Raw genomic sequence first — 14,785 nt, forward strand, 5'->3', positions numbered from 1 at the left:
CGACCGAGCGTTCACACGGGTGTGATGGCCGTCTCACCCCGGTATGCGGTAAGACACAGGTGCAGCACCGGATCCGGCGGACGACCCCCCGCGCCCGCCGGAGCCGGACACGACGGTCGCCCGACCGTCGCCGAGGACAGGGAGTTCGCCGTGCCCCCACCATCCGACGCCTCCGCCCCCGACGTCGACCTGCGGGCCGCACGCCAGGCCTGGGACGACGCGGTCGCCGGCGTGCTCGCCAAGGCGCGGCGCACCGAGGCCGACCAGATCAGCCGGCCCGCGGCGGCGCACCTGCAGACGACCACCTACGACGGCACGGTCATCGACCCGCTCTACACACGGGCCGACGAGCTCCCCGAACCGCCGCTGCCGGGCGGGTTCCCCTTCGTCCGGGGCCGTGAGGCCACCCGTGACGTCATGCGCGGCTGGCACGTCACCACACGTCTCGGCGCGCTCGACGCCGATCCCGCGGACACGAACGCCGCGATCCTCGAGGCACTCACCACCGGCACCAGCGCGCTGTGGTTGACGCCGACCGCCGACCCCGGCGACCTGACCCGCATCCTCGACGGCGTCCTGCTCGACCTCGCTCCGCTCACCCTCGACGCCGGACCGCACACCACGGCGGCCGCGCACGCGCTCTTCGACCTCCTCGACGAGCGCGCGGCCGCACCCACATCCGGCTCCGCACCGGCACCCGACGCGAGCACCACCCGGATCACGCTGGGCGTCGACACCCTCACCGCGCAGTTCGCCGGCGTCGACGCGGTCACCCACGACGAGGCGATCGCCCTGACCCGGGCGGCCGTCGCGCGGCCCGAGGAGATCCGCGCACTCGTCGTCGACGCCACCGTCTTCCACGACGCGGGCGCCTCCGACGCGCAGGAGATCGGGGCCGCGATCGCCGCCGGACTGACCCATGTCCGGATGGCGGTCGAGGCGGGGCTGTCGATCGCCGACGTCCTCGACACGATCGCGTTCCGGTTCGCCGCCACCGACCAGCAGTTCGAGACCATCGCCAAGTTCCGTGCCGCACGCCGGGTCTGGGCCCGGGTCGCCGAGGTGCTCGGTGCACCCGACCACGGCGACGCCCCGACCCATGCGGTGACGTCGGCCGCGATGATGACCCGGCGTGACCCGTGGGTGAACATGCTGCGGACCACGCTCGCGGCGTTCGGCGCCGGACTCGGCGGGGCGGACCAGGTGACCGTCGCGCCGTTCGACTCGGCACTGCCGCCCGGCGCGCTCGGGGTGTCCCGGTCGTTCGCCCACCGCATGGCCGTCAACACCCAACTGCTGCTGCTGGAGGAGTCCCACCTCGGGCGTGTGCTCGACCCGGCTGCCGGCAGCTGGTACGTCGAGTCCCTGACCGACGCCACGGCACGCGCGGCGTGGGACGTGTTCACCGGCATCGAGGCACAGGGCGGCTACCGCGAGGCCCTCGCCTCCGGCGAGCTCGCCGCCGCCATCGCCGCGGTCCGTGACCGCCGGGCCGACGACGTCGCGCACCGGCGGCACGCCATCACCGGGGTGAGCGAGTTCCCCGACGTGGCCGAGAAACCCCTGCCCACGGCCGCCCCGTCGGCGGCCCGTCCCGTCGCCCGTCACGCCGAGCCGTTCGAGACCCTGCGCGACCGGTCCGACGCCCACCTCGCCGCGACCGGGTCCCGACCCACGGTGCTGCTGGCCCCGCTCGGCAGCCTCGCCGAGTACACCCCCCGCACCACCTTCACCACCAACCTCCTCGGCGCCGGCGGTGTCGGAGTCATCGACCCCGGGCCCGGTGCCGACCTCGCCGCAGCCGTCGCGGACACGGGATCGCCGGTCGCGGTGGTCTGCGGGACGGACAAGCGCTACGCGACCGAGGCCGGAGACACCGTGGCCGCGCTCCGGGCCGCCGGGGTGACCCGGGTGCTCCTGGCGGGCACCGAGAAGGCCGTCGCCGACCTCGAGGGCGATCGCCGACCCGACGGGTTCCTGTCCCTCGGCATCGACGCCGTGGCGGCGCTGACCGACATCCTCGACCTGCTGACCGCGCAGGACGCCGACACCGCGGGGGTCCCGGCATGACGACACACGACACCGAGCACGGCATCGGCAGCTTCGCCGACGTGCCCCTCGCCGACGAGACCACCGACACGGCGACCCCGCCGGGTCCCGGCGACGCCGACGCGCTCGCCGCGGCGGCCGCGAGCGCGCACGGCTACACCACCGACCAGATCTCGTGGACCACGCCCGAGGGCATCGAGGTGCCGCCGGTGTTCACGCGCGCCCACCGCGACGAGGTGGCCGCGGAGGGCTTCCCGATCGACACGGTGCCCGGCGCGACGCCGTTCCTGCGCGGGCCGTACCCCACGATGTACGTCAACCAGCCCTGGACGATCCGGCAGTACGCGGGGTTCTCGACGGCGGCGGAGTCCAACGCGTTCTACCGGCGCAACCTGGCGGCGGGCCAGAAGGGACTGTCGGTCGCGTTCGACCTCGCCACCCACCGTGGATACGACTCCGACCACCCGCGCGTCGCCGGTGACGTCGGCATGGCGGGCGTCGCCATCGACTCGATCCTCGACATGCGCCAGCTGTTCGACGGGATCGACCTCGGGTCGGTCTCGGTGTCGATGACCATGAACGGCGCGGTGCTGCCGATCCTCGCGCTCTACGTGGTGGCCGCCGAGGAGCAGGGCGTGCCGCCGGAGAAGCTCGCCGGGACCATCCAGAACGACATCCTCAAGGAGTTCATGGTCCGCAACACCTACATCTACCCGCCCGAACCGTCGGTGCGGATCATCTCCGACATCTTCGCCTACACGTCGCAGAGGATGCCGCGGTTCAACTCGATCTCGATCTCCGGCTACCACATCCAGGAGGCCGGGGCCACAGCCGATCTCGAGCTCGCGTACACCCTCGCCGACGGTGTCGAGTACATCCGGGCCGGTCTCGACGCGGGCCTCGACATCGACAGCTTCGCACCGCGGTTGTCGTTCTTCTGGGGCATCGGGATGAACTTCTTCATGGAGGTCGCGAAACTGCGTGCCGCTCGGCTCATCTGGAGCGAGCTGGTCGCTCAGTTCTCCCCGCAGAACCCGAAATCGCTGAGCCTGCGGACGCATTCGCAGACGTCGGGGTGGTCGCTGACAGCGCAGGACCCGTTCAACAACGTCGCCCGCACCTGTGTCGAGGCGATGGCCGCGACGCAGGGCCACACCCAGTCGCTGCACACCAACGCACTCGACGAGGCGCTCGCGCTGCCGACGGACTTCTCGGCCCGCATCGCCCGCAACACGCAGCTGCTGCTGCAGCAGGAGTCGGGCACCACCCGTCCGATCGACCCCTGGGGCGGCTCCTACTACGTCGAGTGGCTGACCCACCGGCTCGCCGAGAAGGCCAGGGCGCACATCGCCGAGGTCACCGAGGCCGGCGGCATGGCCAAGGCGATCAACGAGGGCATCCCGAAGCTGCGCATCGAGGAGGCCGCCGCGCGCACGCAGGCCCGGATCGACTCCGGCCGCCAGCCGGTGATCGGCGTGAACAAATACCAGGTCGAGTCCGACCAGGAGGTCGAGGTCCTCAAGGTCGAGAACAGCAAGGTCGCCGCCGAGCAACTCGAGAAGCTCGCCCGGCTGCGGTCCGAGCGGGACGGCGCCGCGGTGGAGCGTGCGCTCGCCGACCTGTCCCGCGCGGCGGCCCAGACCGGTCGCGGCGGGTCGCTCGACGACAACCTCATGGCGCTGGCCATCGAGGCCGCACGCCGACAGGCGACGGTCGGGGAGATCTCCGAGGCGTTGGAGAAGGTCTACGGTCGTCACCAGGCGGAGATCCGCACCATCAGCGGGGTATACCGACAGGAGGCCGGCCAGGTGGGCAACATCGACACGGCCACCGCCGTCGTCCGCGCCTTCGCCGAGGCGGAGGGTCGGCGCCCCCGTGTGCTCATCGCCAAGATGGGCCAGGACGGACACGACCGCGGCCAGAAGGTGATCGCGACCGCGTTCGCCGATCTCGGCTTCGACGTCGACGTGGGCCCGCTGTTCCAGACCCCCGACGAGGTGGCCCGTCAGGCGGCCGACAACGACGTGCACGTGGTCGGGGTCAGCTCGCTCGCGGCCGGTCACCTCACCCTGGTGCCCGCCCTGCGGGACGCCCTCGCGGCGGTCGGTCGCGAGGACATCATGATCGTCGTCGGCGGCGTCATCCCGCCCGGCGACTTCGACGCCCTGTACGCGGCCGGTGCCACGGCGATCTTCCCGCCCGGCACCGTCATCGCCGACAGCGCCGTCGAGCTCGTCACCAAGCTCGGGGAGTCCCTGGGCCACGACCTGTCCGCCGCGGCGGGGTAGCCCACACGCCGATGCCCGCACCCCCGATCGACCCCGGTGAGCTCGCCGCTGCCGTCCGGGCCGGCGACCGCGCCCGTCTCGCCCGCGCGATCACGCTGGTGGAGTCCACGCGTCCGGACCACCGGGCCGCGGCCCAGGAGATGCTGCTCGAGCTGACCCCGCACGCCGGCGACTCCTACCGCGTCGGTATCACCGGTGTCCCCGGGGTGGGCAAGTCGACGACCATCGAGGCGCTTGGCATGCACCTCATCGGTCAGGGTCACCGGGTGGCGGTGCTCGCGGTCGACCCGTCGTCGACGCGCACCGGCGGGTCGATCCTCGGTGACAAGACCCGGATGGGCCGTCTGTCGGTCCACCCCGACGCCTACATCCGTCCGTCGCCGACGTCGGGGACGCTCGGCGGCGTCGCGAAGGCCACCCGCGAGACGATGGTCGTGCTCGAGGCGGCGGGCTACGACGTCGTCATCGTGGAGACGGTGGGCGTGGGGCAGTCCGAGGTGACGGTGGCCAACATGGTCGACAGCTTCTGTTTCCTCACCCTTGCCCGCACCGGTGACTCCCTGCAGGGCATCAAGAAGGGCGTCCTGGAGCTCGCCGACATCGTCGTGGTGAACAAGGCCGACGGCAAGCACGAACGGGACGCCCGTTCGGCCGCCCGCGAACTACGTGGCGCCCTGCACCTGCTCTACCCGCACGACGCGCTGTGGCACCCGCCGGTGCTGACGATGAGCGCGCTCGAGGACGTCGGGGTGACCGAGTTCTGGGACACCGTGATGCAGCACAAGCAGGTTCTCGCCGACGCGGGCGAGTTCGCCGAGCGTCGACGGCGGCAACAGGTCCGGTGGATGTGGTCGATGGTGACCGACATCCTCACCGACCGCCTCGACACCGATCCCGGTGTGCGCGAGGCACGCCGGCGTGCCGAGGAGGCCGTCCGGTCGGGGGATCTGACCCCGGCGCTCGGCGCCCAGCAGATCGTCGAGGCCTTCGACGCGCGTTAATTGAGGCCGCCGACCGAGCGGGCCGCGTGACGTCACCTCCGAGAGCAGCGTTGACGGTAACTAGACCGAGACGACGGAAGTGCACTGAAAGAGTGCTTAGCAGAGAGCTCCACGTTCGGCGCGCGAATTGAAAGCGAATGCAGTGCAAAAACTGGCGCGCATTTTAAAGCCGGAGAAAATGCAGATTCGGCTCGCTTTCTGCAACGCAATAAGCAAAGGTAGGCTGCCTTTTCAAGGCCGAGGCCTCTCCGGGGCGGGAAACCTGTTGAAGTTTTGAGCTCCCGATGCTGCAAGGCCCACGGCTCCCGAACGTTCGACGGTTCACGCCTTGGTTCGGCAAGCTGAAATCTCCCGCACCTGCGCACCGCCTAGCTCGAAACAACGAGCGGAGATGAACGATGCCGAGTCGCGCGCCTGTAGCTCGAACGTATGAAACTACCTCCGAACACAGATGTCAGGCGGTCGCTCAACTCGTCAGCAACGCTTAGTATCCGGATTGCCGAGACAACGACCACAACGGGCTCTAGTGTCAGACCGGTCTGGCACGAGTTCGCTTGTTGCGGGGTTCGAGGTCCGGTTGAACTCGAAAGGAGGAATCTTGTGGCGAGGTTTGCCTACGGCCGTCGCGAGCGGCCGACACCTTTGCCCGTAGAAGGATTTCGCCGAATACGCGTCATGCGTCGCGACCAGTGACAGCGATAGCGGCTACTACCCAGGTAAGGGTGGGTCTTGGGCTCGGCCTGGGAGTCTCCTGGACCTCGAGCGCGGAATTCGCTCAGTTCGCGCGCTCCGCTGAAGCGACAGGTTGGGATTCAATATGGTTGTCTGAACATTTGACCGGACCAACACCCGCTGCCCTTCCCGCACTGGCCTACGCGGCTGCCGTCACATCCAACATCCGTCTTGGTACTTCAATAACCGTCGTGCCTGGGCGCAGCCCCGTCGAGCTTGCGAAGACGTTGTGGACGATTGCAGAGCTATGCGACGGTCGGCTTTTGCCGATCTTTGGGCTCGGAACAGCTGAGGACGCCGAGCACGCCGCTTTCAATGTCGGCCGGCGCCACAGGGGTCCATGGTTTGATGCCGCATTGCCCGTTATCCGCGCATTACTTCGCGGGGACCGTGTCACGGCATCCTCGCCATATTTCAACATTAGTGACACTTGCGTCACCGATGGTGGGGCGGCCGCGATTTCGGACCTCTGGATGGGTGGACGAAGTCAGACCGAACTGCGTCGCGTCGCCAAGCTTTCTGATGGCTGGCTTGCCAGCTTCGCCACTCCACTTCAAACGCGCAATTCGATCGCGTTTATTGTCAATCAGGCGGCCGAAATGGGCCGAGAATTTGACAAAGAACACTTTGGCCTGCTTCTTCCCTACGGCAGGCTGTCCCGGTCCGCGGCAATCGCCGACTTGCTCGACCACGCATATCCTGGGATCGACCCCGACGAACTGTGCCCTGTCGGCGTCGATGCTCTGCGTAGGGTGCTTGACGGCCACGCCAAGGCTGGGGTTACGAAGTTCATCCTGGTGCCCGACAATCGGCCTACGAACTGGAGCCTCGAACTTAAACTGCTACGTGACGACGTCGTGTCGGCGGCTGCACGGTCAGAAATTGTGAGGTTAGCGGAATGAGCACGAAGGCAACAAAACTTCCGATAATTGATGCCGATGCGCATGTAGTCGAGCCTTTCGATCTCTGGTCCGAGCGGATGCCGGCCGAGTTCCAGCACCTGGTCTGGCGACGCGAACTTGACGACGACGGCCGCGAGCGGCTGTATTACGACGGCGAGTTGCTGAACATCGAATGGTCCACCGGCACGCTGAGCACACCGGGGGCCGTGCAGGAGGGCGGCCGGCTCGACATCGACATCGAGACCGAGGTCGACGAGGGGGTGCGCGATCCGCACCGTCGGCTGGCACTGATGGATGAACAGGGCATTGCGGTCAGCGTGCTCTTCCCGTCGATGATGCTCGGACTATCCGACATGCGTGAGGATCGGATTCAGGTCGCTTACGCACGCGTGTACAACGACTGGGTCGCCGAACTCTGCTCGACAAATCCGTTGCGGCTCAAATGGGGCGCGGTGATTCCGGCCGGGGATATACCCGCTGCCGTAATAGAGGCAGAGCGTGCCATATCGGCCGGGGCACAGGCGGTAATGGTGCCTCCCATCTTCAACAAGCAGCATCTTTCGGTGGCCGATCCGGCGCTGGATGGACTGCACGGTCTGCTGGCCGAGGCGGGCGTGCCGCTCGTCGTACACGCGGTCAATCCCCACAATCGCTGCCTGTCGATTTACCCGCACTTGCGAGGTCGCGTTCAGTGGCAAATGGGCTACTCGTTTCAAAATCAGCTTGCGACAATGCACGTGCTCGACTCGGACCTGTTCGTCCGGCATCCGCGGTTGCGGATCGGGTTCTTCGAGGGCGATGTCGGTTGGGTGCCTCACTGGTTCAGCCGGCTCGACTTGACGCTCGCCAAGATGGCTTTAGTCGCAACACGGCGGGAGACGCCCGTCGTCAATGCATTTTTGCGCAACTGCGTGATGTCGGGCGATATGAACGATCCCCAATTGGCCGCTGCGGTGGACTATCTCGGATTGGGCGGCGTGTTGTTCGCCTCCGACTGGCCCCACCACGACGGCACCTGGCCGGACCCGATTGTCGCCATCCGCGAACACTCTGGGCTGACAGACGCGCAGAAGCGCGACTTGTTGGTCGATGCCCCAGCCAACTTTTTTGGCATTAACATCCCCGAGCTACTCGCCCGACTGCCCTCCGAGTGGAGCCTTGACGCTCCGCTCGCTACGATCCCGCCGCTCTTGCGGCAAGGGCGGGGCCCCGCCATCGATGCCGTGACTACCGCGGCAACACTTTGACCGTCCGACGAGAGGATCACCCGCTATCCCGCCATTTGCCTTCCGTTCAGTCATCTGACCTAGTAGCGCAGTAATTAGACCTTCAGAGGAGATCATGTCCATCAAGACCGGAGGATCGCTCAGCGACCTTTCTCGGACCGAAGCCGCGGACTCCATCGCCAGAACCGGCGAATCCGCGCTGGCGTTAGCGCTGCGGCGGGCGCGTGAAGACGATACGGACTCGCGCTCGCAGCACCACAGCTACAACAGCCACTCGTCGCACCCTTGGTGACAAACACGTTTCTCGGTACGCCGTCGGCGGCCATCAGGACTGCGCCGGAATGGCCGTCGGCGGCGCACTTCGACATCCCCACGATGCTCGCTGAAGGGTGGCGGTCCAGTCCCTTCACGGAGTTCGTGGTCAAGATCGCCAGTCGCTGCAATCTCGACTGCGACTACTGCTACATGTATCACGCGGCCGACCAGAGCTGGCGTTCGCAACCCAAGCTGATGAGCTTCGAGAACATCGGCTTGCTCGGCGAGCGCATCGCCCAACACGCGGAAACCCATTCGCTCACCCGCGTCGGCGTGTCCCTTCACGGCGGGGAACCCCTGCTAGCGGGAGCCGACTACGTCACCCGGTTCGCCGAGCTGATGAGGTCGAAGCTGGACGGGCAGTGCGAAATGTCGCTGGTGTGCCAATCCAACGCCACGCTCATTACCGTCGATCTGGCGCACGCGTTGCAGCGCAACGAGATTCGAGTCGGAGTGAGCCTGGACGGCGATCGCGCGGCGAACGATCGCCACCGGCGGTATCGGGACGGCCGGTCGAGCTTCGACGCGGTACTGAAGGGGATCGAGACCCTGCGTAGCGTCGACGAGCAGCTATTCTCCGGCATTCTGACCACGATCGACGTCCGCAACGATCCGGTCGCTACGTACGAGCAGATCGTCGCGCTGGACGTCGAACACTGCGATCTGCTTTTCCCCCACGCCAATTGGACCACGCCACCGCCGGCGAAGGGAAGCGAATCCACCACGCCGTACTCGGACTGGCTTATTCCGATCTTCGATCTCTGGTACCACCAGCCTCGACAACCGTTGAAATTGAGGATCTTTCGCGACATAATGAACCTTCTGCTCGGCGGCGTTGGCGGGTTCGAGATGGTCGGTCACGGACCGGTGACGTTAATAAGCATCGAGACGGATGGGTCAATCGAGCTCGTCGACACCCTCAAGACGACGTACGAGGGCGCTGCGAGCACATGTCTGACGCTGCGTGAATCGACACTTGATGCCGCGCTAGTGCATCCCGGGGTGGTGGCCCGGCAGATTGGACTCGATGCCCTGGCGCCGTCGTGTCTCGCGTGTAGATTTCGGGACGTTTGCGGTGGGGGAATGTACACCCACCGCTACCGGGCGGGTAGCGGCTTTAAGAACCCCAGCGTCTATTGCTCCGACTTATACAAGTTAATCGACCACATCGCAACCACCCTCGAGGCGGATCTCGTGGCCCTGAACAGGGCAGTCCAATGACAGCCTTCGGCGCCAACGCGCAGATCATGATCACCGAACGGTGCAATCTCAAATGTGTCCACTGTGCAGTGCCGGAGGAGAGCTCGCCTGCTGATACCGAGTTGACCACCGCTGAGTGGGGCGACTTCATCAAGCTCATCGCCGAGGGCGGCGTTGAAGCGTTGACCATCTCCGGGGGCGAGGCGACTCTGCGTGACGACGCTCCGTTGCTGCTCGAAGCCGCCGCCGCCGCACGTATCCCGCGGGTGACTCTGTTGACCAATGGGCTGCTCCGCAACTCAGTGATCACTGAACTCGTCGCCGTGCAACGACGCCATTCCAACGTCGGGATCCACGTCAGCCTAGATGGGGCCTCTACTGCTACCCACGACGTCATCCGTGGGCGTGGGACGTTTCGCGCGACCATGACCAGGATCGAGAGCCTGCGCGCCGCAGGTGGTGTCATCACTGGTGTGCACACGGTGCTGCACCGGGACAATGTCGACGAGTTCGAGGCGATAGTTGCGATGGTGTCTGAACTTGGCGCCTCCGTGTGGACCATTTTCCCCGTAGCAGCCCTGGGCCGCGCGCAGCAGAGCGCACTCACCAGCTTGACCGCGGAGCAGTGGGCAGACGTCACGGCACGGCTGGCACACGTAAGGAACGCCCTTGGTATCGACGTGGGACAGATGGGGCCTGTACTCAACGACGACTGGCCGGCCGATGCCTCCATCACACCGCGGGGGCGGAGCGAAGCCAGTAGCAACGTCGTAGTGGGTCCCGACGGCGCCATCTTCACGTGTCCACCGCTGCGCGATCACCTGATGGGCGACGTGCGCACCCAACGCACGGTCGACGACTGGCGTATCGCGCTGCAGATGGGCGAGGAGCTCACCGAATCAGTCTGTCGGAAATGTCAATTTAGGCTGCTGTGCACGGGTATCGATCCCGACCGACCGTTCCGTACAGTCGACACGCCGGAGTGGTCTGGGCGTCCAGACGAGATCCTGGCGCGACAGCCATCCATGACGAACTTGAGCGGAGGACACTGATGCCGGTATGGATTGATCCGGCGCATCCGTTGTCCCCTTGGCGCGCAGCAGTAGTTACCGATTTGCCGACGTCCGGAGCGGTGAGCGCAGCGCACTTGCACTGGCGCGCCGTCGACGACTTCTGGTTCGCGATCTCGGATCGCACCGGCGGTTGGGTGATGGCTACCAATGACGAGCGCCACGGAATTTGCTCCGCGCTCGACCGGGATGTCAGTGATGTCGAACGAGCCTCACTCGTGCGCGACTTCTGGCGGCGCGGCCTCGTCGAGGTCGATGGTCGAAACGTGGTCGAGGGCGCGGACTGGTCGGCCGCGATTGACGAAACCCGTTCCTACTACGGTCTGGTGCTAATCCTAAATTCCGGGTGCAACCTCGCGTGCACCTACTGCTACCTCGGACACTCAGCACCCGACCGGCGCAACGACATCGACCTCAACATCGCCCAAACCACGATCCTCGCCGCACTAGATCGCCCAGAAACGCAGGTCATCCTGGATTTTGGCGAAGTAGCGGCGGCCACCGCGCTGTTCTACGAACTCGCGACCTTCGCCGAGCGGTCGGCCGCGACGCTCGGAAAAAAGCTCCGCATCGCGATCCAGACAAACGCCACGACGCTCAACGATCGGCTAGTCGACTTCCTCGTCGAACGCGACGCCATCTTGGGGGTCAGCCTTGATGGCCCGCATGACATCCACGACAAGGCCCGGCCCACCCGCAGCGGCCGCGGTTCACACCGCACCGCCGTCGAGGCGCTGAAACGCTGTCGCGCAGCCGGTCTCGATTTCCACCTGATCGTAACCGTGGGCGCGCACAACGTCGGCTCGGCGTCCCGCGTGCTCGACGAGATCGCATCCATGGCGCCGAAGACATTCCTCTGCAAGCCGATCTTGGCTCACGGCGAGGCCAGTACCAGCTGGGACGACGTAGGTGCCAATAGCGACGACATTGCGGCTTTCCTCGCCAACTCGGTGCGCCGCGCCGCCCACGACGGGCTAGAAATGCTCGACCAGTCGGCTACGAAGTTCCTCAGCCGGATGATCGGAGAATCAAGCGGGTGGCGCGAATCATGTACGTCCCGAGACTGTGGTTCCGGCCGAAACATGCACGTACTCAGTGCCCGCGGGGAACTACACGCCTGCCCACGGTTCGTCGAGCCCGGTAAGGGTCGCCTCGCGACACCGAAAACCGTCGAGCTAGTGCTGCAGCGCAAGATCGACCTCGTCGGCGACGAGCTTCACCGGCAGCCGGAGACTTGCAAGGGGTGCCCGTGGTTGCGCAGTTGCGGCGGCGGATGCACTCTATCGGGCGACCCGGACTTCACGCCGCTCCCGGACCCACACTGCGCCTCGTACATGGCGCAGCACGAGGCGCTCGTCGATCACATTCTGCCGGAACTCATTTCTGGTCGGCTGCCCATTGACGGGCCATTGGCCGGTGGGCGGATTCGGGTCAGCAGCGAGGATGTGGCACCTACCCCGGTGCGCCAGTCGCAGTCTTAGGCCGCCGCGCTACCAGGACGCCCCAAGGGTCTCGCTAGGCGGGTCCGGCGAGGGTTTCGGGCTGGCGTCGGTGAGTACGTCCGCGGCTTCGCATATTGAGTCGAGTCGGGCTGCCGTACACCGAACGTAGCCGGAATCGACAGTAGTCACCGTGCTCAGTACATCCTCGGTAAGTGCGTCGCCGCGCGTACACAGCAGTGTGTAGTTGCCGAAGTACGGGTGGTGTGGCGACATTACAGTCATCCGCAGCGGGGTCGCGGCACGAATGGTGGCGCACACCCTAGCGACGTATTGCATGTCCGGATGGTCGATCAGCCCGTAGACCAGAATGCCTTCGTCACGCAGCGCGCAATTGAGCCGAGTCACGCACTCCGCCGTGGTGAGATCCTCCGGAACATGGCCCCCCGCAAAGGCGTCTACCACAATGAGGTCGGCCGAATTGGCTGGTAGTTCCTCGATGACCGGCCTGCCAAGCTCGTGTCGCAGCGTCAGTTTGGCGTCAGCAGGGAAGGAGACCCGTGCCAGCACCGCCTCAGTCATTGCCCTGTTGGGTTCCACAATCAGCTGCCTAGAGGCCGGATGGGCGTAGGCGAAGTAGCGGGCGAGCACCATACCCCCGCCGCCTATGTGTACGACATCAAGCGCAGCGGGTCTCTGATGATCGAACGCCGCAGCGATGTGGCGGAGGTACCCCCACGACAATTCATATGGATTCTGGACGACTATCCTTGATTGCGCGGCACGCCCAACAAACACCAGAAGAGCATCGCCATCGTGCTCGATTGTAAAGTTCTCATGCATAAGTGCACCTTAGTGTCCCAACTGCGGTAGGACTCCGAGTGAGCCTGGGAAAACTGATCAAATGAGATGTTCAACTGTCGAGACGAGCGGCGGCGCCCTCTGTAGTACTTAGACCGCCGAGACGGCATGCATATATAGGAGGAGTCGATCGCAGTAGATATCGGCCGCAGGCCGTGCGCGGTCCACACCGTACGCAGCGGCTTCGCGAAAATCGGCGACTGTCACCGCGGATACCTAGACGCAGTCGGGCATCCATTGCGGTCAATAGCTGGCGCGTAGAACTTGACCACAGAACATGACGGCTAAAGACCCGGCCTGACCTAATGCAGAATAGAGCGGGTAACCGCGCTGTAGACACAGCACCAAATCGATAATCGAACCTTGCAAACTTCGTGGCATCCGCGTCTCGAAATCAAGCAAACCCTATACCCTCAGTCGGCCATCGCCACGGGATCGGTCGATGTCGGACACCGATAAGTCAATCCGTACGGTCGAAAACCCTGATCGACTATACGGGATCGGAAGTGCACCTATTCCGCATCCGACATGCTTGCACCATACCTTGAATTCCTCCGCCGCCCATCGGCATCATTCTGGTGGTTGCGGCACTGCAAAAACTAGTTGCTCGGCTCCTCTGCCCGCAAGCAGCCGGTCACGAGCAAGCGGCCCGAGCGTCTTCGACGGCCGCCTCGGCCAGTTCCTCGCCCGCACTCGTTAATACGCCTGCTGCCAGCACTGCGGTCGCCGACTGGAGTACCTGGTTGGCGCGCCGCGAGATGAGTTCGTTCGCACGAGTCGATGCAACGCTGCGAGTCTTGCTTAGGTGAATCCAGAATCTCATTACGGCACTGAACGCAACGATTCCGTGCAGAACGGCCCGTGTCGGTCGCGTCGCCCCCTTCCATGGCGCATAAAACTCAGCTTCATTCTCAAGTTCGAACTCGCAGAGCTCTAGCGCCATGTTGAACAGGCTGTGATACGATTCGTGAACCATTGCTTCGGCGAAGCTAACGCGGTCCCATGTACCGGGCGAAATATAGGCCATACCGACGGCGTCAGTCAGCGATCCACTCTCGATCTCGAACTTGCTGGTGCGGCCATAAGCCTTCCCGTCGCGCTGGAGAAGCGGCACTACAACTGTGGTGAGAGCCGTCGCATTAATGAAGTCGCGGTTGTCGAGCTCAGCGATCAAAGCGGCCGAGTCGCTAACCAGTGCACGCCACTCACCGGTGATGTTGGGGTCCACGTGATCTGACCACGCGTTGAATGCCGGCTCGATGTTGTTCAGCTCGAATCCGTTGACCACTTCGAGCGCACGCATTGTTTTGGCCGAGTGATCCCACACCGATGCGGTCCCTGGAAGATGAACGCCCCCGGCCGTAAGGACACCGCGACTGCGCAGCGCGGCGATTGCGCCGACCTCGTCACCGGCGAGTAGCTGAAGTGCGGCTACGACAGGCGCCCAGTGCTTTGGTGCGGCCGACCCTGCTCTAGCCATAGATCCCACCGCAGGATGGGAAAAAACCTTCCGAATTGCCTCCGGTGGCGCGAGTTGAGATTCAGGCAACGGCGAAGCCGCACCGTACGTTTCGAGTCTTAAAGCGAATTCTCGCTCCGCCCACGCGACGCGCACAGGTTCGGGGTCGATTCGGCCCAACAGAGCAGGCACAAGATTCGTCAATGCCATGCTCAGCGGCCCTTTAGTCGTTGCCACGTGGCC

General features: G+C 65.2%; 11 protein-coding genes. 9 read left to right on the plus strand and 2 right to left on the minus strand.

What is annotated here, in order from left to right:
* Positions 1-150: 150 nt before the first annotated feature.
* From LX12_RS02125 to LX12_RS02165, 9 genes are all read left to right on the plus strand, one after another.
* Positions 151-2,070, plus strand: a complete 1,920-nt coding sequence (locus tag LX12_RS02125; protein ID WP_372504902.1) for a methylmalonyl-CoA mutase family protein — start codon at positions 151-153, stop codon at positions 2,068-2,070.
* Positions 2,067-4,337 (plus strand): methylmalonyl-CoA mutase, encoded by a 2,271-nt coding sequence (scpA, locus tag LX12_RS02130; RefSeq protein ID WP_253652832.1) that lies wholly within the window; start codon positions 2,067-2,069, stop codon positions 4,335-4,337. The genes LX12_RS02125 and scpA overlap by 4 nt, the downstream gene beginning before the upstream one ends.
* Positions 4,338-4,348: 11 nt before the next feature.
* Entirely contained in the window at positions 4,349-5,338 is a 990-nt protein-coding gene (meaB, locus tag LX12_RS02135) for a methylmalonyl Co-A mutase-associated GTPase MeaB (RefSeq protein WP_253652833.1), read from the plus strand.
* Positions 5,339-6,060: 722 nt separating this feature from the next.
* On the plus strand, positions 6,061-6,972 hold the full coding sequence (locus LX12_RS02140; RefSeq protein WP_253652834.1) for an LLM class flavin-dependent oxidoreductase: 912 nt from the start codon (positions 6,061-6,063) through the stop codon (positions 6,970-6,972).
* Positions 6,969-8,219: an amidohydrolase family protein gene (locus LX12_RS02145; protein WP_253652835.1), complete on the plus strand. Its 1,251-nt coding sequence runs from the start codon at positions 6,969-6,971 to the stop codon at positions 8,217-8,219. Before LX12_RS02140 ends, LX12_RS02145 begins: the two co-directional genes overlap by 4 nt.
* 94 nt (positions 8,220-8,313) lie before the next feature.
* A complete protein-coding gene (locus LX12_RS02150) occupies positions 8,314-8,490 on the plus strand; it encodes a hypothetical protein (protein ID WP_253652836.1) in 177 nt (58 codons plus the stop codon).
* Positions 8,487-9,734 carry an FxsB family cyclophane-forming radical SAM/SPASM peptide maturase gene (locus LX12_RS02155; RefSeq protein WP_253652837.1) on the plus strand — a complete coding sequence of 416 codons (1,248 nt, stop codon included), beginning with the start codon at positions 8,487-8,489 and terminating at the stop codon, positions 9,732-9,734. Before LX12_RS02150 ends, LX12_RS02155 begins: the two co-directional genes overlap by 4 nt.
* A complete protein-coding gene (locus tag LX12_RS02160) occupies positions 9,731-10,765 on the plus strand; it encodes a radical SAM protein (protein WP_253652838.1) in 1,035 nt (344 codons plus the stop codon). The genes LX12_RS02155 and LX12_RS02160 overlap by 4 nt, the downstream gene beginning before the upstream one ends.
* An 80-nt stretch (positions 10,766-10,845) precedes the next feature.
* The gene (locus LX12_RS02165) at positions 10,846-12,264 is read left to right on the plus strand and encodes a radical SAM/SPASM domain-containing protein (protein WP_253652839.1); all 1,419 of its coding nucleotides are present in this window, start codon (positions 10,846-10,848) and stop codon (positions 12,262-12,264) included.
* Between the two features lie 9 nt (positions 12,265-12,273).
* Here LX12_RS02165 and LX12_RS02170 read toward each other — a convergent pair whose 3' ends face one another.
* Complete coding sequence (locus LX12_RS02170; RefSeq protein WP_253652840.1) at positions 12,274-13,065, minus strand: spermidine synthase; 792 nt, start codon at positions 13,063-13,065, stop codon at positions 12,274-12,276.
* 652 nt (positions 13,066-13,717) lie between these two features.
* The gene (locus LX12_RS22145; RefSeq protein ID WP_253652841.1) at positions 13,718-14,779 is read right to left on the minus strand and encodes an aKG-HExxH-type peptide beta-hydroxylase; all 1,062 of its coding nucleotides are present in this window, start codon (positions 14,777-14,779) and stop codon (positions 13,718-13,720) included.
* Between the last annotated feature and the right edge of the window lie 6 nt (positions 14,780-14,785).

It is taken from the genome of Williamsia serinedens (genome assembly GCF_024171725.1).
In the GTDB taxonomy this organism is placed as follows: domain Bacteria; phylum Actinomycetota; class Actinomycetes; order Mycobacteriales; family Mycobacteriaceae; genus Williamsia_A; species Williamsia_A serinedens.

Coding starts and splice junctions, on each gene's coding strand:
- scpA (WP_253652832.1), top strand. CDS start 2,067: ATGACGACACACGACACCGAGCACGGCATCGGCAGCTTCGCCGACGTG.
- meaB (WP_253652833.1), top strand. CDS start 4,349: ATGCCCGCACCCCCGATCGACCCCGGTGAGCTCGCCGCTGCCGTCCGG.
- LX12_RS02145 (WP_253652835.1), top strand. CDS start 6,969: ATGAGCACGAAGGCAACAAAACTTCCGATAATTGATGCCGATGCGCAT.
- LX12_RS02150 (WP_253652836.1), top strand. CDS start 8,314: ATGTCCATCAAGACCGGAGGATCGCTCAGCGACCTTTCTCGGACCGAA.
- LX12_RS02160 (WP_253652838.1), top strand. CDS start 9,731: ATGACAGCCTTCGGCGCCAACGCGCAGATCATGATCACCGAACGGTGC.
- LX12_RS02170 (WP_253652840.1), bottom strand. CDS start 13,065: ATGCATGAGAACTTTACAATCGAGCACGATGGCGATGCTCTTCTGGTG.